The sequence below is a fragment of the Spirosoma pollinicola genome (assembly GCF_002831565.1).
Classification (GTDB): domain Bacteria; phylum Bacteroidota; class Bacteroidia; order Cytophagales; family Spirosomataceae; genus Spirosoma; species Spirosoma pollinicola.
In genome coordinates this window covers 3,614,546-3,637,042 of sequence record NZ_CP025096.1, presented here as the reverse complement: position 1 = coordinate 3,637,042, position 22,497 = coordinate 3,614,546, and the positions used below count along the sequence as shown (strand labels likewise).

Here is a 22,497-nt window from a genome sequence, read left to right as displayed (position 1 = left end):
AATAGAATATACTTAATTTTGTGCCGCATTCAAACAGGTTTAGTACTATTTGTTCTGTTTTTTGCAAGAATCCAATAAGTTTAAAGAATTTTCTATTTCAAAAGATGGTAGCTTTGCACCATCCTGTAACACAGTATTAACAGACTGCATCATTTATGTCGAGCCAGAAATTAGATCAGATAGATCGGAACGTATTAGAAATTCTCCAGGCCAACGCTAAAATTACCAATGCTCAGCTTTCCAAAGAAATAGGCCTTTCGCCAGCACCAACGCTCGAACGCGTGAAGAAGCTTGAAACATCAGGCATTATTCAAAGCTACCATGCTCAATTGAACCGCGAAAAAATTGGTCTTGGCGTTACAACCTTCGTGATGGTTACGCTTGTAGGACACAAAAAGGAGACCACAATGTCGTTTGTTGAAAAAGTCAACGAAATTCCCGAAATCATTGAGTGTCACCACATTACAGGTTCGGGCGATTTTCTCCTTAAAGTTATCGCAAAAGACATTTCGTCCTATCAGGGGTTGATGCTAGACGTTATCAATGAAATTGATGAAGTCGCCAGCACCCAGACGATGGTAATTATGTCAACCTTCAAGGAAAGCAAAGTGCTTCCAATTCCTTGACCATGTCATGTATGATGTATGATATAGGGTGTATGCGATAAAAATACATCACACATCATACATCATACATGCCTAATCTAGTCTCTCCGCTTCCGGCGCTCCTCTCTTCTTGACTTCTTCGCGTCGTCCAACGCCTTTTTGGCTTCTTTATACTGGCTGGATTTCCGCTCCGCTTTGTCCAGCACTTCTTTGAAGTAAGTTTGCGCCAGATCATAGTTTTTCTCTTCGTTGGCGATCTTCGCCAGTCCCACTACCGACGATAAATAATAGCCCGAGTTGGTCGAATTTGTTTGTTTGGCAAAATCAACCGCTTTTTGGTAGTTCACTCTGGCTTCAGGTAAGTTCTTGTAGAACAAGTGGTTAACATAAGCCAGAATATAAGCTGCTGTGCGTCCGCTTACTTCTTCGTAACCTGCCTGCGTACGATCAACCTTTTCTAGAATATCTTTGGAAAGCTTTTCAGCTTCGGCCAAACGCCCCGTTACAAAGGCAGATCGTGCATAATAGCGTTCAAAAAAAGGATTGTCAGGATATTGCTCATACATGTATTTTGACATTTCATAAGCCTTATCATACTGGTTCTCCATGCTGTAAATCTGAACCAGAAAATATCTGGCCTCTACCCGCGTATAGAAGGCGGAATTGGCCGTTTTTTCCAACTCCTTAATTCCGTTCAGCTTATTTCCCTTTGGGAAAAACATCAGAATCGGCTTCAGTATAGGATAGTTTTCCGGAATCCACTGCGCATAATAGTTGTACATCCCATCGCCAAAGAGCAGTTCGGGACTAAAATCGGCGTTGCCTTTGCACTTCTCAAAATACTTAAGTGCGTTTTTCCCGGCGAAGGTTGCCTTCGTCCACTTTTTGCGTTCCGAGTATAGCCGCCCTTTGAAGGCATAGGCAGCCGCCAGAAAAAATGAAGGCTCCAGCTTGTTGTCGCTATCATCGTACAGCTTTTCGGCCAATGCAATGGTCGTATCCATGTAGGCTATGCATTGGGTGTCGTAATCCGTAACGTCGGTATTCGGTACGATTTTCCACCACTCGGCAAGGCCCATCAGAAAATACGGCATCGGGTGTTTGGGATACCGTACCCGCAGCCACCGGAACTCCTTATCGGCCTCGTAAAATTTATAATTATACATTAGATTGATGGCCTCTGCCGATTCAATCTGAACGCCGGGGTGCTTTAACAACCCATCGTACTTCTTATCAAACGCCGACGGGTCATAGAGTTGGGCATGAGCCAAAACCGCCATACCGAATAACCATACCGTCAACAATACCTTATTCATTCGTTAAAATTTGCGTTAGTAATATATGAACGTAAACGACTGGCAGTCCGTTTACTCGTGCTTATTTTTCGACAAACTTTTGCCCACTTACTCAGCATCAGCGTATATTTGAGCACCAAGACGCCAATATGATAACCATCAAAGACAAAACATTTGTCCCGTTTATTCCCGCTAAAGCTATTCAGGAGCGAATTCAGGAGCTAGCTACGCAAATCAATGAGGAGTACGCCGACAAACAACCGCTTATTGTAGTCGTTTTGAACGGTGCCTTCCTGTTTGCAGCCGATCTGGCCAAACAGCTGACCATTTCCTGCGAAATCACCTTTATCCGTGTAGCGTCTTACGAAGCAACAGAATCCAGCGGTCAAGTGAAACAGATTCTGGGCCTGAATGAATCCATCGAAGGCCGCGACCTGATCGTTATCGAAGATATTGTCGATACGGGCTTGACTCTGCACCAGGTATGTGCCCAACTTCGGGAAAAGGGACCGGCCTCTATAGCCATTGCTACCCTTTTATTCAAGCCATCTGCCCTGAAAGAAAAACTCGACTTGCAGTATGTTGGCTTCGAAATCGAAAACCGTTTTGTGCTGGGCTACGGCCTGGATTATGACGGCCTAGGCAGAAACACGCAAGATATATTAGTGTTGAAATAACATCCGGCACAAGCTCCAGTCCGGCCCGGACGTTACCGGTCTACCTCACCCATTACGACATCAATCGACCCGATAATCGCCACTAAATCGGCGAGCATAGCCCCCTTACTGATTTCGCTGATGACCGACAGGTTATGAAAACAACACGACCGGGCTTTGCAACGCACGGGTACATCTGATTTTCCATCCGTACGAAAAAAGAAACCCAGTTCACCTTTAGCACTTTCGGCACGGGCGTAAAAGTCCATAGCTTTCGGACGTATCTTTTTGGGTACCACAGCCTGTGGATCATAATCGCGAGTACGTTTGTGATCGCCCAAGAGCTGATCGAGGCACTGCTCCACAATTCGGATAGACTCGTGGCACTCCAGCACGCGCACATTGTTCCGGTCCCAGCAATCGCCCACCGTACCCACTTTACCTTCACCAATAGGAATATCGAAATCCAGTTCGGGATAGACCGAGTAGCCATCTACCCGACGCAAATCATACCGCAAGCCCGAACCCCGCAACATCGGCCCTGTACACCCATAATTGATCGCTACGGGTAAGGGCAACACCCCTACATTGGCCGTTCGCTTTATAAAAATTTCATTGTCGATAACAATTTGCTGTAGCTCGACCAGCTTAGGCTTCAAGTAGGTTATAAACTCGCGGCAACGTTCCTCAAAGCCAACGGGCAGATCATAAAATAGCCCACCGACCCAGATGTAATTATAGAGCATCCGGGCACCGCTAACCCATTCTAATAACCGTTGAATGTGCTCACGATCGCGCATGAGCCAGAGAAAAGGCGTGTAGGCCCCAATATCAAGCGCATAGGTGCCAATACCCACAAAATGAGCCGCAATTCGGTTAAGTTCGGCTACCAGCACCCGTATGTATTCGGTTCGCTTTGGAATATCGTTTTGAATACCCAGCATCTTCTCCACTCCCATTACAAATGCATGCTCGGAATTCATGGCCGCCAGATAATCAAGTCGGTCCACAAAGGGAATTGTCTGATTAAATGGAAGTGACTGGGCGTGTTTCTCGAAACAACGGTGCAGATAACCAAGATGTGGCACCACATCGACAATTATTTCACCATTGGTCACGACTTCGAATCGCAGCACGCCATGCGTTGACGGGTGCTGCGGTCCCATGTTGAGAATCATTTCACCCTCTTCGAGCATACCAGGCCGATATACAGTCGGTTCTGATGCCTTAAAATGTCCCGGTGCGTATTCGTACTGTATTGTTTGCGTATTCATAATTGGTACCAAACAGTATCTTGCTGTTTGATTTAATTTACACAAACAGCAAGATGCTGTTTGGTACATGGCTACCCCAAAGGTCGAAAGCCGGTGCCCTAATGTCAACCCGAGATTGACATTTCTAAGCGCATTCCCTGAAATTCACAAGTTTTTTTCTAACAAGCTCTTTGTCAACTGAAAGAGATTGCGTACCTTTGCGCTCCTTATTGAGAAAACGAACTTTAGCGATGGCAAAGAAAGGCGCCAATAGAATCCAGGTTATTCTGGAATGCACCGAGCAGAAAGACAGCGGTGTTCCCGGCATGTCCCGGTACATTACTACGAAAAACCGGAAAAATACGCCGGCTCGTATCGAGCGGAAGAAATACAATCCGTTCCTTAAGAAAGTAACGCTGCACAAAGAAATTAAATAGGTTTCTGGTTTATAGTTTTCTGGTTACGGCAGGTAAAAGCAAGCCTGATACCATTGCGAAAACTGAAAACCATAAACCCTAAACGACACAAACGACATGGCAAAAAAGGTAGTTGCAACCCTGAAAACGAAGGATAACGGTAAGGCATTCGCCAAGATCATCAAAGCCGTGAAATCGCCTAAAACCGGCGCTTATACCTTCAAAGAAGAAATGGTCCCGGTTGACGAAGTACAGGCTGCGCTGAAAAGCTAGGCATTGAAAAAGTCAGCTTCCTGTACGAAGACATTTGTCCCACAGCCTTATAGGGTTCTGTGGGACTTTTTTTTATTAAATTATAGTTACCTCAATTAGTGAGTCAGCCGTTGAGTATTTATATGACGAAAACAATCTGACTAACAACTGACCAACTCACTGACTCTACCTTATGGCCCTATTTGGTTTATTTTCAAAGGAAAAGAAAGAAACGCTCGACAAAGGTTTAGAGAAAACAAAAGATAACTTTTTCTCTAAACTCGGCCGGGCCGTTGTTGGAAAAGCAACTGTTGACGAAGAGGTTCTGGACGAAGTTGAAAATGTTCTCATTTCGTCGGACGTGGGGGTTGAAACAACGGTTAAAATCATTCGCCGGATTGAAGAACGCGTTGCCCGAGATAAATATGTGGGTACCGAAGAACTGGATCGCATTCTCCGCGAAGAAATAGCGGCTTTACTGTCTGATAACAATACCGTTGATGTTGCCGACGACTTCTCGCTGCCTGCCGGAATCAAGCCTTATGTAATTATGGTGGTAGGCGTTAATGGTGTTGGTAAAACAACGACCATTGGCAAATTGGCTGCCCAATTCCATAAACGGGGTAAAAAAGTTGTGTTAGGAGCGGGCGATACATTCCGTGCCGCAGCCGTTGACCAGCTCAAACTCTGGGGCGACCGGGTGGGTGTGCCAGTTATTTCGCACGGGATGAACACCGACCCTTCGGCAGTTGCGTTCGATGCCGTAAAGAAAGCTACCGAAATAGGGGCCGATGTGGTCATTATCGATACGGCCGGACGATTACATACGAAGATCAATCTAATGAACGAGTTGACGAAGATTAAACGTGTTATGCAGAAGTTTACCGCCGACGCCCCTCACGAAGTACTTTTAGTCCTCGATGGCTCAACCGGCCAGAACGCATTCATTCAGGCCACGGAATTTACAAAAGCAACCGAAGTAACGGCTCTGGCAATTACTAAACTGGATGGAACTGCAAAAGGTGGTGTTGTTATCGGAATCTCGGACCAGTTCAAAATCCCGGTCAAATACATTGGTGTAGGCGAGAAAATTGACGATTTACAGACGTTCAATAAAGTTGAGTTTGTGGATTCGTTCTTTAAGAAATAATTGACTTATATGGCAGTCGTGACAGATCTACTTAAAGTAAACCGAGATTTGATTGACATCATGAAGCGGCATTACGGCGCACGACTAGACAGCGTTATATTATTTGGGTCGTATGCCCGCGGTGACTTTAATGAAGAATCGGACGTAGATTATTTAGTCGTTCTAACTGACGAAAATGTATCGCCGTTTAAAGAGGTATCTACGACAATCGCTGACAGAAACGATTATTACCTCAGAACATCCATTTCGATTTCGGCTGTCGTCGTATCAAAAAGCCTATTTCTAACATCAAATCGTATTTTCTATAGAGAGGTTAGAAAGGACGGAAAATGCATTTATGAGCGAAGATCTGAACAACTGTATCAGAAAAGCGGAGGGTTATTTAGCCAATGCTAAAACGATAGCTGTTACGGAATTCCCAAACGGCGCTATCACATCAAGCTATTATTGTTTTTCTGGCTTGTACGTGGACTACTCGCCGACAAGAACATTGTGACGAAGCGTCATTCCGCTGCTCGTGAGATGTTTTCTCTTTATTATATTAAGTCCGGCGAAATACCTGAACGATATAAAGATGATTTCGCAACGTTGTTCGAGCGCAGACAAATAGCAGACTATGATGTGGACGGTGATTTTTCGCTGGATGATATAAACCAACTGATTCAAGTAGCTGAAGAATTTCTTGGTTTTGTTAAAGAACGTTATGTATAAATACGTCATTTTTTGGACAATCTTTTTTAGCATTTCACTGGCCGTTTCGGCTCAAAAATCTCCTCGTCGTAAAGCCGCTAGACAAGGAATTTGCGGCATCGTTCGCGAGAAACGGGGAAATTATATGCCTAGCCCCGACTCGCCCCGGCAAAATCCTGATGGTTCACCTGTTGAACGCGAAGTCTTGGTTTTCCCGCTTTTGAACAAGTCCCAGGTTGAAACGGGTGAAAATGGCTTTATCAATTCTGTAGGGAATGTAAAGCCGGTCAAAACCGTTAAATCCCGAAAAGATGGTACATTCTGCGTGAGTTTGCCAACAGGTCAATATACAGTCATGGTTCGAGAACCGAAGGGTTTATACGCGAATCTGACTGACAGCCATAATAATATTTTTCCGGTCAATGTCCAGAAAAATAAATCCGTTTCGATAACGATCGATATTACACACCAGGCGGTGTTTTAAGTAACGCGGACATCCTGTCCGCAGCAGCTTCCATTAAAGCGGACAGGATGTCCGCGTTACCAGATGAAAACCAAAGGAGTACGTACCAATAAAATCAATATCGTCACGCTTGGTTGCTCGAAGAACCTCGTAGATTCGGAGGTGCTGTTTACGCAACTCAAGGGCAACGGCATGAACGTGACGCATGAATCGAAAAAAGACGATGCTAACATTGTCGTTATCAATACATGCGGCTTCATCGACAACGCTAAAGAAGAATCCATCAACACGATTCTGCGGTATGTCGATGCCAAGGAAGCGGGTATTGTGGATAAGGTTTATGTAACGGGTTGCCTTTCGCACCGCTACAAAGACGAACTCGAAGTGGAAATGCCTTCCGTTGATGCCTGGTTTGGTACCAATGAACTGCCTCGCATGCTGAAAACGCTTCGTGCCGATTACAAGCATGAACTCGTTGGCGAGCGTTTGTTAACAACCCCGGCGCATTTTGCCTACCTCAAAATTGCTGAAGGTTGCGACCGGCCCTGTTCGTTCTGCGCGATTCCGCTCATGCGCGGAGGGCACGTTTCTCGCCCCATCGAAGAGTTATTGACCGAAGCGCGTTCGCTGGCCCGTCGCGGCACCAAAGAATTGATTCTGATTGCCCAGGATTTAACCTACTACGGGCTCGATCTCTATAAAAAACGCAATCTCGCCGACCTGATTGACCAATTGGCCGATGTTGAAGGCATTGACTGGATTCGCTTACAGTATGCCTATCCATCGGGTTTTCCGCTGGAAGTGCTGGACGTGATGCGCGACCGGCCAAACGTGTGTAATTACCTGGATATGCCCCTGCAAACCGGCTCGACGGAGTTATTGAAACTGATGCGTCGGGGAATTACCCGCGAGAAAACCGAAAGCTTGATTCATACTATTCGTGAGCGCGTTCCCGGCATCACGCTCCGCACGACTTTGATTACAGGACACCCCGGCGAAACGGAAGCTATGTTCCAAGAGACTTACGATTTTGTGGAGCGGATGCGCTTCGACCGTCTGGGCGTGTTTACGTATTCGCACGAAGATGATACGCATTCATATTCGATGCCCGACGATATTCCAGCCGACATTAAACAGGAACGTGCCGATGAATTGATGGAGGTTCAGCAGGGTATTTCGCAGGAGTTGAATCAGGAAAAAGTTGGTCAGACCTATAAAGTGCTGTTCGACCGGAAAGAAGGCGGTTATTTCATCGGCCGTACCGAAGCTGACTCGCCCGAAGTAGATAATGAAGTACTGGTATCTGCTTCTCAGTATGTGAGGTTAGGCGATTTTGCCAATGTTCGCATTAATAAAGCCGAGGAGTTTGATTTGTATGGAGAAGTTGTCTAAGTAAGCTTATGAAACTAACAACGAACGAATTAGAGGTCATTAATCGCTACTTAAACGATAAGCCGGTACTGCGAGCTTACGTCTTCGGTTCGTATGCACGAGACGAAGCCGATTCAAAAAGTGACCTTGATTTGTTGGTAGAGTTAGATTACAGCCGCCCTGTAGGGTTGGAGTTTGTTGGTATGAAACTTGATCTGGAGGAACAACTAAATAAAAGCGTTGATTTGGTATCTGTCAGTGGATTATCTCCCAGAATTCGCCCGTTTATTGATCAGGATAAAAAATTAATTTATGAAAGGGCGATTCGGAGATAAACAGCGGATAGAACACGCTCTTGATGCCATTACTCACGTTATTTAAATAATATAAATAATGGATAAATTTAAGACATAATCCTAAAAATCAATTGGTTGTCTTTGCGAATCTTTGTCATCCCGACAACGGAGGGATCTTCGGGTGAGACTGAAATTTCCACCTCGTCGAAGATCCCTCCGTTGTCGGGATGACAAAACTGGCCTTTTTCATTATAGGTAAGTGCCATAATTCTCTTTATCGAACTAATCACAACGGAAAATCCGGCAAACCCTCAATCGAACCTTGCCGGATTTTTCGTTGTTAAAATCCGGTAAACGCAACCCCTACCCTCCGCATGGACTGTCAGTACCTGCCGCTTGCCTCAACCGGCCAGTTTTCTTCCCTATTCCTCGATTACATTACGAATAAAGACAGCTTAAAATCGTATTACGGTCGATTTCCAACTATAGAATCCTTTAAAGATCAATTGGAGGAAAAAACGTTTGATGTTGCCAAGAGGCAGGTTTTGGTAGATACCCTTGAGCGGCAATACCAGTCGTTACCTACAAAGCCCGATTTCTCAGTATTACGCCAGCCCAATACATTTACGGTTACGACTGGGCACCAGCTCAATATTTTTACGGGGCCGCTTTATATCATCTACAAACTTATTACGACAATAAATCTGGCTCGAAAGCTAAAGGAGGCTTATCCAGACTATAATTTCGTGCCGGTCTATTGGATGGCGACAGAAGATCATGACTTTGCCGAAATCAACCATTTCTCGTTGATGGGCAAGAACTATGCCTGGCAAACAGAGCAGCGTGGGGCCGTTGGTCGCATGAATCCTCAGGAATTAAAAACCCTGTTTTCCCAGATCCCTGAAAAACTTTCGCTGTTTGAAGAAGCTTATCTGAAACACGATACGCTCGCTAATTCGGCTCGTTATTATGTGAATGAATTGTTCGGTGCTGAAGGGCTGGTCTGTTTAGATGCCGATGATGCGTCGTTAAAACGTGTCTTTGCACCCGTTATGCGTGATGAGCTAACCAATCAAAAATCGGCAGAGTTGGTACAAAAGCGAACAAAAGAACTTGAAGAACTGGGTTACAAGACGGTAATCGCACCGCGCGACATTAACTTGTTCTATCTTGATGATCAGCTTCGCGAACGGATTGAACGTAAAGAAGACGGTACATTTCAGGTGCTTCACACTAAACTGAAATTTACGGAAAGCGAGTTGTTAACGCTGTTGGATAAGCATCCCGAACGGTTTAGCCCTAACGTCGTACTGCGACCGTTGTATCAGGAAACGATCCTGCCAAACCTGGCTTATATCGGCGGGCCGTCAGAAGTGCCTTACTGGTTACAGTTAAAAAGTGTGTTTGAGCAGTATCAAACGCCCTTCCCGATTCTGATGCCCCGTAATTTTGCCATGTATGTTACGTCGGTTAGTTCGAAACGTATTAGTAAACTGGGCCTCACCCCCGAACAACTCTTTCAGGATACGCTTGCACTCAAACGGGAGTTTGTTGACACGCATACCCGCCATACCCTCAAATTCGATAACGAGAACAAAACGATCAATAAGTCATTAGACGCTATTCTGCACAAAGCGCAAATGGTCGACCCATCGCTCGAAAGAGCCGTTCTGGCCGAAACAAAACGATTTGCCAACGCCGTTGCCCGACTCGAAAAGAAAATGCGACGGGCCGAAGAACGTAATCAGGAAACGGGTGTTCGGCAGTTACTGGCTGTCAAAAACGACCTTTTCCCAAATGGGGGTTTACAGGAGCGAAACGAAAACTTCCTGACGTTTTACCTGAATGATCAACAGTTCCTGCAGAAGATGCTGTCAGCTTTTGACCCGTTTGACTATCGGATGCAGCTTTGTTTGCAGGACTAATTTTATCGGGTAGCACACACATTTTTATGACCAAAGCTGAGTTACGTCAGAAATTTCTGGCTAAACGCAAAGCCCTTACAGCCGAAGAGGTTACTCGTAAAAGCCAACACATCGCCAGTAATTTTTTTGCCTATCTTGAGCAGAGCCGCCTTGCCGACACGCAGATTATCGTGCATACGTTTCTGCCCATCAAACGGCGTAATGAAGTAGACACCTGGACTATTATTAATTCTATTTGGACCAACTTCAGTCAAATCCAGATTAGCGTTCCGGTTACTGATGAGTACAATAATCAACTACTCAACTACACGCTGTTTCCATCTACGGCCCTGGTAGAAAATCGGCTGGGCATTCCTGAACCTGTCATTAGTAGCCGATACGAAACGGATCTTTCCCAAATAAGCATCGTCTTGGTGCCCTTACTTGCATTCGACCCATTCGGGAACCGAGTTGGCTACGGAGGTGGCTATTATGACCGGTTTCTGGCCAACAGTGTGCCGAACAGTCTTAAGATTGGCTTGTCGCTTTTCGAACCTGTCGAACAGATCAACGATGTGGAAGGTACCGACGTGAAATTAGATATCTGCGTTACTTCTGCACAAACATATATCTTCAATTAAGAATATTTAATCAAGGTTTATTTACTTTTTAATATGATCAATTATAAGTCGTTGTTAACTTTATTAAAAAAACAGCGGCTATGAAAACACTACTTTTTCTCTTACTGCTGGGTCCGATGCAGCTCTGGGCGCAACAACTAACAATTCCCCCTCCTGTACAGCAAGAAAATCTCAAACCGATTGAAAGCGATTTAGTGCCTGCTTACAATGGTCGGTATGGCCAGAACGTAAAGACACAGTATATGTATGATGGCCTCGATGTTCGACGGGCAAAAGACTTGGGGCAATATATTTATGCCTCTGGCGACCCAGATGCCATTCAGGAATTCAACACGTACATCGGCAGCCGTAAAACCGGAGGCTGGCTAATTGCCGGTGGGATTACATCTGCCCTCATCGGCGCAATTATCATGGGATCTAGCGGTCCGGGAAGCGACGGCAAATTCACTATGCAGCAACCCTTTTACTGTCCAATCGGCTATGCCTGTGGAGGAACCGGAATCAGCGGCACCGTTTATGGTGGACAGATTGCCGGATACCAGACGGTGACGGACACTCACCGGCAAAACACCTACGCAACAGGCGGTATTATGCTTTTGGGTGGCGCAATTCTTGCGGGAATTGGCTGGGGAATGAATATGCCCGGCCAACACTTTCGCCGTTCGGTTCAATATTATAATAAAGCGTTAAGGCAACGAGGTGTTTCCTGGCAACTCAAGCCTTACTCTTCTTTCTCTACTTCGGGAGTAGGTTTGGTTGGGCGTTTCTAACTTTTTTATAATATAACTCCTGTGCGTCAAAGTTTTACCGTACTTTTGCAGGCTAATTAGTACTCGGGGGCTGGTTTTTACCAATCATACCCGTTTTTAATAACCAAATAAAGCGGGTATTTACCCGTATCAAAAAAATGAAAATTGCAGTCGTTGGGGCTACTGGCTTAGTCGGTAGCGAAATCCTGAAGGTGCTCGCCGAGCGCAACTTCCCCGTGTCAGAACTCATTCCAGTCGCTTCCGAGCGTTCGGTTGGTAAACAGGTGGAGTTCAAGGGTAAACCTTATACGGTTGTGAGTTTCGAGGATGCTATTGCGGCTAAACCTGCCATTGCGATTTTTTCGGCTGGTGGCGGCACGTCGCTCAAACTGGCCCCCAAGTTTGCTGAGGCTGGTATTACAGTCGTAGATAATTCGTCGGCCTGGCGTATGGACCCAACAAAAAAACTGGTCGTTCCTGAAATCAACGCCAATACACTAACGCCGGAAGACAAGATCATTGCTAACCCAAACTGTTCGACTATTCAGATGGTCGTGGCATTGAAACCCCTTCATGATCGCTATAAAATCAAGCGGGTTGTGGTATCGACCTATCAGTCGGTAACGGGTACAGGGAAAGCCGCTGTCGATCAGCTTTTCGCTGAACGCACTGGCCAACAGGGCGTTGAGAAAGTATATCCGCACCCTATTGACTTGAACGTGTTGCCACACATCGACGTCTTCCTCGACAATGGATATACCAAAGAGGAGATGAAAATGGTGAATGAAACCAAAAAGATCATGGGCGATGACTCCATTCAGGTAACGGCGACTACTGTTCGAATTCCAACGATTGGTGGTCACTCCGAAGCGGTAAATGTTGAGTTTGAAAACGAATTTGAACTAAGCGAAGTCGTTGATATTCTGACGAATGCCGAAGGTATTATCGTTCAGGACGATCCAGCGAATAAAATTTACCCAATGCCCTTGACGGCTCACGGAAAAGATGAAGTATTTGTTGGGCGTATTCGTCGGGATGAAAGCCAGCCCAAAACATTGAATATGTGGATTGTGGCCGATAACCTCCGTAAAGGAGCTGCCACGAACGCCGTGCAAATCGCTGAATATTTAGTGAAACATAATTTAGTAGAAAGCGAAGCTGTGGTGGTATAACCACTCTTCCCGACTATTTACCTGAGGTCCCGTTTGGCTTGCTGCCGAGCGGGACTTTTTTCGTAGATTGACCTATCAACCACTCTGCCTGTTTATATACTATCAGCAAACAGCCAGAGCCTGTTTGAGCCTTCGTTAACGAGCTTAGAAAATGGTCCCTGTTATTCAACTCCAGAATATTCATAAATTTTACGGCTCAACGCCCGTTTTGAAAGGCATTGACTTGAGCGTATCGTCCGGTCAGATCGTGGGCTACATCGGTCCTAATGGCGCAGGAAAGTCGACAACGATCAAAATTTTGATTGGTATGCTGCCCGACTTCACGGGTGAGGCCACCGTGCTGGGCATGGACGTAAAAACGCAGGCACTCGACATCAAACGTCGAATTGGGTACGTTCCCGAAAATGCGGCCCTTTACGATACACTGACACCCATGGAATATCTTCAGTTCATCGGGCAGTTATATGATCTTGATGCAGCTCACATCGAGCGGAAAGCACTTGAGTTGCTTCGTCTGTTTCAACTTAGTGACCATTCAAACGCCCGCATGACGACCTTCTCGAAGGGTATGCGCCAAAAAGTGCTGCTCATTTCGGGATTGCTGCATAATCCGGATGTTATTTTTCTGGACGAACCCCTGTCGGGTCTAGATGCCAATGCAGTTGTGCTGGTTAAAGAAATAATGCGTCAGTTGGCTAATAGTGGCAAAACCATTTTCTACAGTTCGCATATTATGGACGTTGTGGAGAAAATTTCGGACCGGATTATCATCATCAATAAAGGCCAGATTATTGCCGATGGCACCTTTGCCGAGCTTCAGCATCAACGACCCGAATCGCTTGAGCAACTGTTTGCCGAACTCACAGGCAGCGAAGGGCAAACGGGTATAGCCGAAGAGTTTATTCACGCTCTAAAAAACTAATTGGCATGACAAGCCTGATTCTCTGGCTCCTCGACCGGATAAAACCGTTAATTCGATTAGTAGGAGCTGACTATGGCCAATTGCGGGCCATTGTACAGGTAAAACTGACGATGGATAACCGCAGGAGTTCTGTTGGTCTTGGCCGATATGGCAAAGCAAAGACAGAGAGCAACAACAATTTCACGCGCATACTGATCACATACACCATAGTTGGCAGCATAATTAGTGCGTCCATGCTGTTGATACCAGATCAGGATCGGTTATTCTTTCCGCTTACGTTGCAGTTTTCATACGTTATGGCCTTGTGCGCCATGACACTCATTTCTGACTTCTCATCGGTCATACTCGACTCGTCTGACAATCAGATCATTTTACCCCGGCCCGTTGATAGTCGAACGCTATGGTTAGCCCGTATTGTGCATATTACCAGCTATTTATTCGGCATTGCCCTGTCTTTATCGGCGGGTGGTGTATTGGTGATTGCTTACCGATTTGGGCCAATTGCGGGCCTCGTTTTTCTGGCCATGAGTTTACTATCGGCGGTATTGATGGTTTTCCTTACCAACATTTTTTATCTGATGCTGATGCGTTTTATCAGCGAAGAGAAGCTGCGTGAGGTCATCAATTATTTTCAAATTGTAATGGCCATTTTGTTCTATGGCAGTTACCAGGTATTACCCCGGTTAGTTGGTCAGGATGTGCTAACTCAGGCCCTTGATCACCAATGGTGGCATTACCTGATTCCGCCAATGTGGATGGCTGGCACTGTCGATAGTGTGGCTCAGCCCATACTGGATTCCACACACCTGGTTTTTATAGCTCTTGCCCTGATTATGCCGTTTGGTGGCCTGTGGTTCATGAATCGTTTCCTGACTACCGGCTTTACGCAGAAGCTGAGTGCTATTGATACCGAAAGTCGCCCTGAGTCATTCGGTGCAACCTCCCGGCGAACACAGCCAGATCAAACCAGCTTGCTCACATTAGTATCAGACTGGTTTACAACCAATTCACTCGAACGGGCGGCCTTTGCTTTTACGTGGAGAATAACAGGGCGCGACCGAAAGTTTAAACTCAAAACCTATCCGCAACTAGGCTTTGGTCTTGCCTATGTAGTAGCTATGTCATTTCAACGGGACAGCTTTGGTTCCAGTGGCTTTTTCTACCTTTTCGCCCTGTATTTTGCCGGCCTGTACGTTATGGTTGCCCAGTACCAACTGGGCATTTCTGACAATTACCGGGCTTCCTGGATTTATGGTAGTGCGCCCATTAAAACGCCCGGCGATGTACTTTCCGGGTCGATGAAAGCATTGATCATAAAGCTGTTGCTGCCTTTTTACTGTTTGCTGGCCTGCTACATTTTATACCGTTATGGCCTCGACAAGATCAGTGATGTGTTGCTGGCTTTTAGTAATTCACTGGTGATGTTACTTTGCACGTCCCTATTGTCCATCCGTTTTATGCCATTTTCTGTAGCGCCGGATGCGTTGAAACAGAACAATACGGCTCGGGGCCTTCTAACCAGCCTCATTCTGGCAGTTGTTGGCTTTTCGCATTACGGCCTGACCATTCTCCCCTATGGCACCTGGGTGGCTCTCCCGTTTTCTATCATCACGTTCTGGATTCTACTTCGGCAATACCAGAAAACAACCTGGGAGCGGATTGAAATGGGTTGAGTATCCATTTACATACATTTATGTAACGCTTAATCAATTAATAATTGGTCTGAGGTAGATTTTAGTAGCTTGCCATCCGTAGCTTTTCCTTAATACCAAGTAGCTGGATAGTCAGGATAGCCATATAACTACCATTGATAACCAGCACGTTATTCACTTTGCGCGTTTAGTAAAGGCAATTAACACCAGCTAGCATAGTTGGCATTCTATCCACAATACCTTAATCGATGGCATTACTATTATTTCTACTAACCGTAGGGGGTATTATTTACTTTGTCGTATATACCAGAAGTAGGCGAAAAGCCCGGCAGAAAGAGCTTTATGAAGTCTACCAAAGTGCACTGGCAAGTGGAAACAAAGGCCACGCATCCCTGGCAGGTCGAACCTATTATAGTTATCTTAGAAAAGGCATGCCCACACTTGCCGATGAAGCAGCTATTCTCAAGGACATAGTCGAGATGAAGTAATTGCAAGAGGACATTACCCTCCTGTTTGCTGGCGATTCCCTCGTTTTAAGCCGTAGCCAAGACCAATAATAGCCAGTGTAGCCAGAAAAATAGCATTAGCCTGACCCATATCAACGAGTCGGATCAAAGAGGGTAGCCAGTTCGCCGGGGGTGAAATGCTGTTGTATTAAGGGTTGGTTAGAAAGGTAAACGTTAAGGTGTTGGCCTGCCTGTTGAGATTCCCAACAGGCCGTTTCAATAAAAGCGGTTGCCTGCGACTTGCCAATTTTAGGCGCCAAGGCCAGAGCCACGTTTTCGGCAAAGAGCAGCCCGTTTGTGGCGTCAAGGTTTTTTCGCATCTGTTCGACGTTCACAACCAATCCATCCGTCATCACTACAGCCTGATGAACAGCCCCCGCCGTAAGCTGAATCAGCTCTGCCAACGGTTCCCATTCGGCATGCCAGGCTCCACTGGCTCGTTCATGATCCTGCATCAGGCAGCCGAAAAGTGTGGCAACCAGGTTAGGGGTACGCCCGGCAATAGCCCGGATAGCGACCGACGAAACCGGATTACGTTTGTGAGGCATGGCCGATGAACCTCCTTTGCCTGCCCCGGCAGGTTCCAGCACTTCGCCCACTTCGGTTTGCATCATCAAACTAATGTCGGTAGCGATTTTGGCGACGGCACCCACAAGTATTCCCAGCTTGGCGGCAATGTCGGCGATGCGGTCGCGCTGGGTATGCCAGGCCATTGTCGGATTATATAGCCCGAGATCGTCGGCCATAGTTTGGGCGATGGCCGGGCCTGCTGAACCCATTGATTTCAGGTCACCTACCGCACCACCAAGTTGAAGGGCAAAAGTCTCGGAAAATAAGTTCTCTAGTCTACTTGACGAACGCCCAAGTCCATCGAGCCAGGTACGCACCTTAAAGCCAAAAGTAATTGGTTTGGCTTGTTGCAGGAGCGTTCGACCCACCATTGGCGTCTGGTCATGTTCGACAGCCAGAGCAGTAAGTTGGGCAATGAGCCGGTGTAGGTCTTTTTGAATGAATAGTACCGCATCCCGGCTTTGAAGCATGGTAGCTGTGTCGATAATATCCTGACTGGTAGCCCCAAAATGAATGTAGGGGGAGGCTTCAGGAGATTGCTTTTCCACCAGAGTCGTCAGTTGTTTTACCAATGGAATACAGGCGTTGGCACCCAGGGGAATGGTATTGACCAACTGGTTTATATCAATCAACTGACTGTTGCAACTAGCAGCAATCGCATCGGCGGCCCAACCGGGAATGAGGCCATGAAGGGCCTGCGCCCGCGCCAGTGCCGACTCCGCCCAAAGCATATAAGCAACGGTTGCTTCGTCGGAATAAAGCGCGTTGACGTCTGGTTGATAAAATAGGGTTCTGTATAAGCTCATGCCGGAATACCAATACGGGTCAATCTACGCTTTTTCAAGCATCAGTGCGATACCCTGCCCAACACCAATGCACATGGTTGTTAGGGCGTATCGTACCGACCGCTCCTGCAATTCCAGGGCAGCGGTGCCCACGAGCCGCGCCCCCGACATACCCAACGGGTGCCCCAGGGCAATAGCACCACCATTGGCGTTCACACGATTATCGTCGTCGGCAATATCTAATTGACGAAGTACGGCTAGCCCTTGGCTGGCAAAGGCTTCATTTAGTTCGATGACGTCGAGATCGCTTACCGTCAGGTTTAGCCGACTGAGCAATTTTTGCGTGGCGGGTACAGGTCCAATACCCATAATTCGGGGTGGTACACCCGCTGTAGCTCCTCCTACAACCCGTGCCAGTGGGGTAAGTCCGTATTGCCGAATGGCTTTTTCTGATGCCAGCAGCAAGCCTGCCGCCCCGTCATTCACCCCCGACGCATTGCCCGCCGTGACGGTGCCATTTTCGCGAAAAGGCGTGCCTAATCTGGCTAGCTGTTCCAGTGAAGTAGCGCGTGGATGCTCGTCGGTCTCCACAACGGCAGTAGTTTTCCCTTGTTTCACCGTGACGGGAACAATCTCCTTTGCCAATCGGCCACTGGCTATAGCGGCACTTGCTTTTTGCTGGCTGCGGAGTGCAAACTGATCCTGATCTTCGCGGGAAATGCCGAAATCGGCTGCCACATTCTCACCCGTTTCGGGCATAGAGTCGGTGCCGTACAACTTTTGCATCTCCTTGTTAACGAACCGCCAGCCAATAGTTGTGTCATAAATTTCGGCAGCACGCGAAAAGCCACTTTCGGCTTTGGGCAGAACAAAAGGCGCGCGCGACATACTCTCCACCCCTCCGGCTATGACCAGATCGGCTTCTCCCGCCCGAATTAGGCGGCTGGCAGTTAGCACCGCGTCCATACCGGAGCCACAAAGCCGATTGATTGTTGTACCGCTAACACCTACGGGCATACCCGCCAATAATACGGCCATACGGGCAACATTACGATTGTCTTCTCCTGCCTGATTGGCGCAACCCAGAATAACGTCGTCGAGGGCAGACCAGTCCACGCCGGGAGAGCGGTCCATCAGGGCGCGGAGAACGATAGCCGCCAGGTCGTCGGGCCGTATGCTCGACAAGGCACCGCCATATCGGCCAATAGGTGTGCGGATATAATCACAGATGTACGATTCCATTAAGTAAAGAGTGAGAGGGTGAAAGAGCGAAAGAGCGAAAGAGTGAAAGAGTGGCTGCCGCGAATATCGCTCGCTTACTCTTTTGCTCTTTCACTCTTTAAATTTCGCAGCCGTTTTAGCTTTTACGTCTTCCAGCGTAGCGCCGGGCATTAGTTCGAGAAGGGTGAGTTGACCGTTTGGGTAGCCAAATACGGCTAATTCGGTAATAACAAGGTCAACGACGCCTTCGGCAGTGATGGGCAGGGTGCATTTAGGGACAATTTTGGACGTACCATCAGGGTCGGCATGAGTGAGCGTGATGATGAGTTTTTTTGCCCCTGATGCTAGATCCATTGCCCCGCCAACACCCAGAAGCGGTTTGCCCGGTACGGCCCAGTTGGCTAGATTTCCTGATTCATCGACTTCCAGACCACCCATAATGGCTACGTCGATATGACCGCCCCGAATCATGGCAAAGGAATCTGCCGAGTCGAAATAACTACTGCCGGGCAAGGCGGTAACCGGAATTTTGCCTGCATTGACAGGGTAATCCATAGCACCACCGCCATCGGTTGGGGGCGGTCCCACGCCAAGCATTCCGTTTTCGGTATGCAGAATAATGCCCTGTTCTGGCTGAATCAGGTCGGCGACGAGGGTAGGAATGCCAATGCCGAGGTTAACAACATCGCCGGATTTTAATTCGTCAAATGCCCGTCGAGCCATGTTCAGCCGCGACTGGCTGGCTTTACGCCCAGCTCCCAGCGACGCCGATGAACCCAGCATCTCGGCCGAAACGTGTGCTTGTACCAGAAAATCAACGAAACAACCCGGCGTTTGAATATGATTCGGGTCGATTGTGCCAACGGGTACAATTTCTTCCACTTCGGCTATAACCAGATCAGCAGCCGTGGCCATTGCCCGGTTGAAATTCTGCTCAGTCATACGGTAGGTCAGGTTACCTGCCGTATCCGCTCGCCATGCCCGAATGAACGCCACATTGGCCCGAATACCGGGAATGAAGACCTGTTCTACGCCATTCAGAATTTTAGTCTCGCGGCCCTCGGCAATTAATGTTCCGGCAGATGTTGGCGTATAAAAACCACCAATGCCGGCACCACCGGCCCGGATAGCCTCGGCCAGCGTGCCTTGTGGAAGAAGTTCATACGCAACGGTTCCAGATTGCGCGGCTTTTACGGCGTCGGGATTACTGGTAAAAAATGAGCCGATCATTTTTCGAAGCTGACCATTCAGCAACAACCGCCCCCCGCCAAGACCCGGCTCCCCCACATTATTGCCAATAAACGTCAGGTTTTTTGTGCTGGTTTGGGCAAGAGCATGAAGCAAATGGACGGGGTTCCCCGTCATTCCGAAGCCTCCCCCCAGCAATGTATCACCGTCTTTAACTTTAAGTGCGGCTTCGTCGGCAGTGATAATGGGTACTTGTTTCATAGTTAAGCGGCAAAGAAAACGGTTTCATTCTGGCCCTGCATATACAGGTCGAAGGTATAAAAGATCTGGCCATTCTGGTCCAGCCGTTGGGCAACAAGCGTATGCCGCCGGTCGGAATCAACGGCGCTCAGGAGGGCATCCTGCTGATTCGCTTCGGCCTCGTCCGAAAAATAGAGTCGGGTAGTCAGGCCCCGGAGGGAGCCCCGCATAAACAATGTAACATTAATTACTGGCGCCGAGGCTGTATCTACGGCGCCGGGTTTGAGCGTTTTGAATCGAAACTGGCCATCTGGCAAGGTACCTGTTCCCATACGACCCAGTCCTGTAAAGTCGGGCTGACCATTTTTCAAGCCAATAGGCTCCGTCCGATAATGACCCAGCGGATCGGCCTGCCATAGTTCGACAATAGCATCCGGAATGGCATTACCATTACCGTCATAAATGCGGCCTTGGATATAAATGTGCTCGGCACCAGCATAGTTGTCTGGTATCTGGTCGCTTACCAGCGCATGATTCATAATACTATTGTAGGCATAACCGTACTGCTCGGCCGTCAGGCTATAGGCAAAAAACGGCCCCACGGTTTGTGAAGGGGTCTCTCTTAGATATTCCATTACTCAAATGGGGTGTTTTTGCGTCCGTTCAGTACAATGTTAAACTCGTAGGCCAGTGCAAATTCCGGCTCGGTCCAGTCCATGTTGAACTTGGAAATCAGTAACTCACGGGCATGAACCGGCGTCGACTGGAAGATCGGGTCAAAGGCAAACAGCGGATCGCCGGGGAAATACATCTGGGTTATCAGCCGCTGTTCAAACTGATGACCCATCACCGAAAAGTGGATGTGGTTAGGTCGCCAGGCATTATAATGATTACCCCAGGGATAGGCGCCCGGTTTTATGGTATAGAATGAATAACGCCCCTCGCTGTCGGTTAGCAAGCGCCCGCTGCCCAGAAAATTTGGATCGAGTGGAGCGTCGTGAATCTCAGCCTTGTGAATGTAACGCCCGGCGGCATTGGCCTGCCAGATTTCAACGAGGACATTGGATAAACCCCTGCCGCTCTGGTCCATTACCCGGCCTGCCACTTTGATACGTTCACCGATCGGGTCACCATTGGCGCGGGCATTTTTTGTCAGATCGTTGTCGAACTTTCCGAGTACCGATTCACCGAAAACGGGCATCGACAAGTCTTTCAGATGTTCCTGAACAATCAGCAAGGGTTTTGTCGGGCTTCTAAGAATGGTCGACTTATAGGCGGGCGATAAGTGCGGAGGGTGTACATTAAAATCGAGCGTTTCCATAGTAGACTTTAGGTTTATAGACTAGTCATCAGTTGGTTCTATTGGCTTTAGGATACTGGTGCAAAAGTAGATTAGGGAAGTAACCGGGCTTTAGGACAAAGCAGCTGAAAATAGAGACAAATTATACATTATTTTATGGGCATGATTCACGGGCATCTATATATGACATGAAACAGGCTATTCAACATTACAATGGCCTTTACGGCGATCAACACGCTGTAATTTTGCCCGATTTTGTCCAGATCGAGCGAATCGAAACGCGTAGTCCCCGGCATAAATGGATTATAAAGCCGCATGTTCACGCGCATCTTTTTCAGCTATTTTATGTAGAAACAGGCAATGGCATAATCTGGTCAGATACAGGTGAATTGCCATTTACCAGTCCCTGCCTGCTGCTGATTCCCGAAAACACCCTGCATGGATTGCGCTACATTACAGAAGCCAGCGGAACAGTGTTAACTGTTTCGGCTTCGTTTGTCGACGATCTGACTGCTAAAACCCCGGCCATTGGCCTCGAAGGTGGTCATATACAAGTTGTTTCGGCTCAAAATCAATTGCGCTGGTTTGCCTATTTAAAAACGTTGCTTGACCGGCTGGAGGAAGAATCGGCAGACAATTTACCCAACCGGGAATGTGTGCTTCAGTCAGTACTTACAGCTTTTTTAACCGATGTATTCCGCTATGTCCGGCAACAACAGGTAGTCGAAACGACTCCTAAAAATCGAAGCCTATCTATCTACCGAACATTTCAAAAGCGGATTCGGCAGGAGCGGAATCCACAAAAAAATATCAGTCAATATGCTGATGAACAGAGTATTACTGCCGTACACCTGAATCGGGTTTGCCGGGAGTTGATGCAAAAGTCGGCCATGCAGATTGTTTATGACTACTTTTTAACTGAAGCCCGCAAATACCTTACGCAAACAGACTATACAATTGCCGAAGTAGCTTACCGACTTAACTTCGAAGACCCCGCCTATTTTTCGCGGCTGTTCAAGAAGCAGACCGGTCTGACACCCAAAGCGTTTCGGCAAGTGCAGCCTATGCCGACAAACGTACTTGATCTGGTAAAGTAAGCCGTTTTTTCTGCTTGATCTTTGGTACTTTTGACTCCTTTTATTGCTATTAACCGGCCTGTCTGTCAATCTTAATGTAGCTTTTTTTACGTCACGTTCCTAT

At 47.3% G+C, this 22,497-nt stretch carries 25 protein-coding genes; 18 read left to right on the top strand and 7 right to left on the bottom strand.

What is annotated here, in order from left to right:
* Nucleotides 1-155 precede the first annotated feature (155 nt).
* The gene (locus CWM47_RS15170; RefSeq protein WP_100988926.1) at nucleotides 156-626 is read left to right on the top strand and encodes an Lrp/AsnC family transcriptional regulator; all 471 of its coding nucleotides are present in this window, start codon (nucleotides 156-158) and stop codon (nucleotides 624-626) included.
* 77 nt (nucleotides 627-703) lie between these two features.
* Here the strand turns inward: CWM47_RS15170 and CWM47_RS15165 are convergent, their stop codons facing one another.
* On the bottom strand, nucleotides 704-1,921 hold the full coding sequence (locus CWM47_RS15165) for a tetratricopeptide repeat protein (protein WP_100988924.1): 1,218 nt from the start codon (nucleotides 1,919-1,921) through the stop codon (nucleotides 704-706).
* 128 nt (nucleotides 1,922-2,049) lie between these two features.
* On the opposite strand from CWM47_RS15165, the gene hpt reads away from it, so the two are divergent.
* Nucleotides 2,050-2,577 carry a hypoxanthine phosphoribosyltransferase gene (gene hpt / locus CWM47_RS15160; RefSeq protein ID WP_100988922.1) on the top strand — a complete coding sequence of 176 codons (528 nt, stop codon included), beginning with the start codon at nucleotides 2,050-2,052 and terminating at the stop codon, nucleotides 2,575-2,577.
* Nucleotides 2,578-2,609: 32 nt separating this feature from the next.
* Here the strand turns inward: hpt and CWM47_RS15155 are convergent, their stop codons facing one another.
* Nucleotides 2,610-3,830 carry an NADH-quinone oxidoreductase subunit D gene (locus CWM47_RS15155; RefSeq protein WP_100988920.1) on the bottom strand — a complete coding sequence of 407 codons (1,221 nt, stop codon included), beginning with the start codon at nucleotides 3,828-3,830 and terminating at the stop codon, nucleotides 2,610-2,612.
* Between the two features lie 230 nt (nucleotides 3,831-4,060).
* Here CWM47_RS15155 and rpmG point away from each other — a divergent pair, with 230 nt between their 5' ends.
* From rpmG to CWM47_RS15080, 15 genes are all read left to right on the top strand, one after another.
* Nucleotides 4,061-4,246, top strand: a complete 186-nt coding sequence (gene rpmG / locus CWM47_RS15150; RefSeq protein WP_012929817.1) for a 50S ribosomal protein L33 — start codon at nucleotides 4,061-4,063, stop codon at nucleotides 4,244-4,246.
* 96 nt (nucleotides 4,247-4,342) lie between these two features.
* The gene (locus tag CWM47_RS15145; RefSeq protein ID WP_012929818.1) at nucleotides 4,343-4,498 is read left to right on the top strand and encodes a DUF4295 domain-containing protein; all 156 of its coding nucleotides are present in this window, start codon (nucleotides 4,343-4,345) and stop codon (nucleotides 4,496-4,498) included.
* A gap of 172 nt (nucleotides 4,499-4,670) precedes the next feature.
* Nucleotides 4,671-5,627, top strand: a complete 957-nt coding sequence (ftsY, locus tag CWM47_RS15140; protein WP_100988918.1) for a signal recognition particle-docking protein FtsY — start codon at nucleotides 4,671-4,673, stop codon at nucleotides 5,625-5,627.
* 9 nt (nucleotides 5,628-5,636) lie between these two features.
* Nucleotides 5,637-6,023 carry a nucleotidyltransferase domain-containing protein gene (locus CWM47_RS40240; protein WP_100988916.1) on the top strand — a complete coding sequence of 129 codons (387 nt, stop codon included), beginning with the start codon at nucleotides 5,637-5,639 and terminating at the stop codon, nucleotides 6,021-6,023.
* 51 nt (nucleotides 6,024-6,074) lie between these two features.
* Nucleotides 6,075-6,338 carry a HEPN domain-containing protein gene (locus tag CWM47_RS15130; RefSeq protein ID WP_262512014.1) on the top strand — a complete coding sequence of 88 codons (264 nt, stop codon included), beginning with the start codon at nucleotides 6,075-6,077 and terminating at the stop codon, nucleotides 6,336-6,338.
* Nucleotides 6,331-6,801, top strand: a complete 471-nt coding sequence (locus tag CWM47_RS15125) for a hypothetical protein (RefSeq protein ID WP_100988912.1) — start codon at nucleotides 6,331-6,333, stop codon at nucleotides 6,799-6,801. Before CWM47_RS15130 ends, CWM47_RS15125 begins: the two co-directional genes overlap by 8 nt.
* A 63-nt stretch (nucleotides 6,802-6,864) precedes the next feature.
* Nucleotides 6,865-8,172: a 30S ribosomal protein S12 methylthiotransferase RimO gene (rimO, locus tag CWM47_RS15120; protein ID WP_100988910.1), complete on the top strand. Its 1,308-nt coding sequence runs from the start codon at nucleotides 6,865-6,867 to the stop codon at nucleotides 8,170-8,172.
* An 8-nt stretch (nucleotides 8,173-8,180) separates the two neighbouring features.
* Nucleotides 8,181-8,486 carry a nucleotidyltransferase family protein gene (locus CWM47_RS15115; RefSeq protein WP_100988908.1) on the top strand — a complete coding sequence of 102 codons (306 nt, stop codon included), beginning with the start codon at nucleotides 8,181-8,183 and terminating at the stop codon, nucleotides 8,484-8,486.
* 335 nt (nucleotides 8,487-8,821) lie between these two features.
* On the top strand, nucleotides 8,822-10,372 hold the full coding sequence (gene bshC, locus CWM47_RS15110; protein ID WP_100988906.1) for a bacillithiol biosynthesis cysteine-adding enzyme BshC: 1,551 nt from the start codon (nucleotides 8,822-8,824) through the stop codon (nucleotides 10,370-10,372).
* 26 nt (nucleotides 10,373-10,398) lie between these two features.
* Nucleotides 10,399-10,992, top strand: coding sequence for a 5-formyltetrahydrofolate cyclo-ligase (locus CWM47_RS15105; protein WP_100988904.1), 594 nt, complete (start codon nucleotides 10,399-10,401; stop codon nucleotides 10,990-10,992).
* Between the two features lie 80 nt (nucleotides 10,993-11,072).
* Nucleotides 11,073-11,762, top strand: a complete 690-nt coding sequence (locus CWM47_RS15100; RefSeq protein ID WP_100988902.1) for a hypothetical protein — start codon at nucleotides 11,073-11,075, stop codon at nucleotides 11,760-11,762.
* A 137-nt stretch (nucleotides 11,763-11,899) separates the two neighbouring features.
* A complete protein-coding gene (locus CWM47_RS15095; protein WP_100988900.1) occupies nucleotides 11,900-12,913 on the top strand; it encodes an aspartate-semialdehyde dehydrogenase in 1,014 nt (337 codons plus the stop codon).
* Between the two features lie 151 nt (nucleotides 12,914-13,064).
* On the top strand, nucleotides 13,065-13,835 hold the full coding sequence (locus CWM47_RS15090) for an ABC transporter ATP-binding protein (RefSeq protein WP_100988898.1): 771 nt from the start codon (nucleotides 13,065-13,067) through the stop codon (nucleotides 13,833-13,835).
* A 5-nt stretch (nucleotides 13,836-13,840) separates the two neighbouring features.
* On the top strand, nucleotides 13,841-15,508 hold the full coding sequence (locus tag CWM47_RS15085) for a hypothetical protein (protein WP_100988896.1): 1,668 nt from the start codon (nucleotides 13,841-13,843) through the stop codon (nucleotides 15,506-15,508).
* A 227-nt stretch (nucleotides 15,509-15,735) separates the two neighbouring features.
* Nucleotides 15,736-15,975, top strand: a complete 240-nt coding sequence (locus CWM47_RS15080; RefSeq protein WP_100988894.1) for a hypothetical protein — start codon at nucleotides 15,736-15,738, stop codon at nucleotides 15,973-15,975.
* 110 nt (nucleotides 15,976-16,085) lie between these two features.
* On the opposite strand, the gene pcaB is transcribed toward CWM47_RS15080, so the two are convergent.
* The 5 genes from pcaB to pcaH all read right to left on the bottom strand — a co-directional run bounded on the left by pcaB (nucleotide 16,086) and on the right by pcaH (nucleotide 21,318).
* Entirely contained in the window at nucleotides 16,086-17,369 is a 1,284-nt protein-coding gene (gene pcaB, locus CWM47_RS15075) for a 3-carboxy-cis,cis-muconate cycloisomerase (protein WP_100988892.1), read from the bottom strand.
* A gap of 24 nt (nucleotides 17,370-17,393) precedes the next feature.
* Entirely contained in the window at nucleotides 17,394-18,590 is a 1,197-nt protein-coding gene (gene pcaF, locus CWM47_RS15070) for a 3-oxoadipyl-CoA thiolase (RefSeq protein WP_100988890.1), read from the bottom strand.
* A gap of 90 nt (nucleotides 18,591-18,680) precedes the next feature.
* Entirely contained in the window at nucleotides 18,681-20,018 is a 1,338-nt protein-coding gene (locus CWM47_RS15065) for a 3-oxoacid CoA-transferase (protein ID WP_100988888.1), read from the bottom strand.
* 2 nt (nucleotides 20,019-20,020) lie between these two features.
* A complete protein-coding gene (gene pcaG / locus CWM47_RS15060; RefSeq protein WP_100988886.1) occupies nucleotides 20,021-20,632 on the bottom strand; it encodes a protocatechuate 3,4-dioxygenase subunit alpha in 612 nt (203 codons plus the stop codon).
* On the bottom strand, nucleotides 20,632-21,318 hold the full coding sequence (gene pcaH / locus CWM47_RS15055; protein ID WP_100988883.1) for a protocatechuate 3,4-dioxygenase subunit beta: 687 nt from the start codon (nucleotides 21,316-21,318) through the stop codon (nucleotides 20,632-20,634). The genes pcaG and pcaH overlap by 1 nt, the downstream gene beginning before the upstream one ends.
* Nucleotides 21,319-21,485: 167 nt before the next feature.
* On the opposite strand from pcaH, the gene CWM47_RS15050 reads away from it, so the two are divergent.
* On the top strand, nucleotides 21,486-22,394 hold the full coding sequence (locus CWM47_RS15050; protein WP_100988880.1) for a helix-turn-helix domain-containing protein: 909 nt from the start codon (nucleotides 21,486-21,488) through the stop codon (nucleotides 22,392-22,394).
* Nucleotides 22,395-22,497 lie beyond the last annotated feature (103 nt).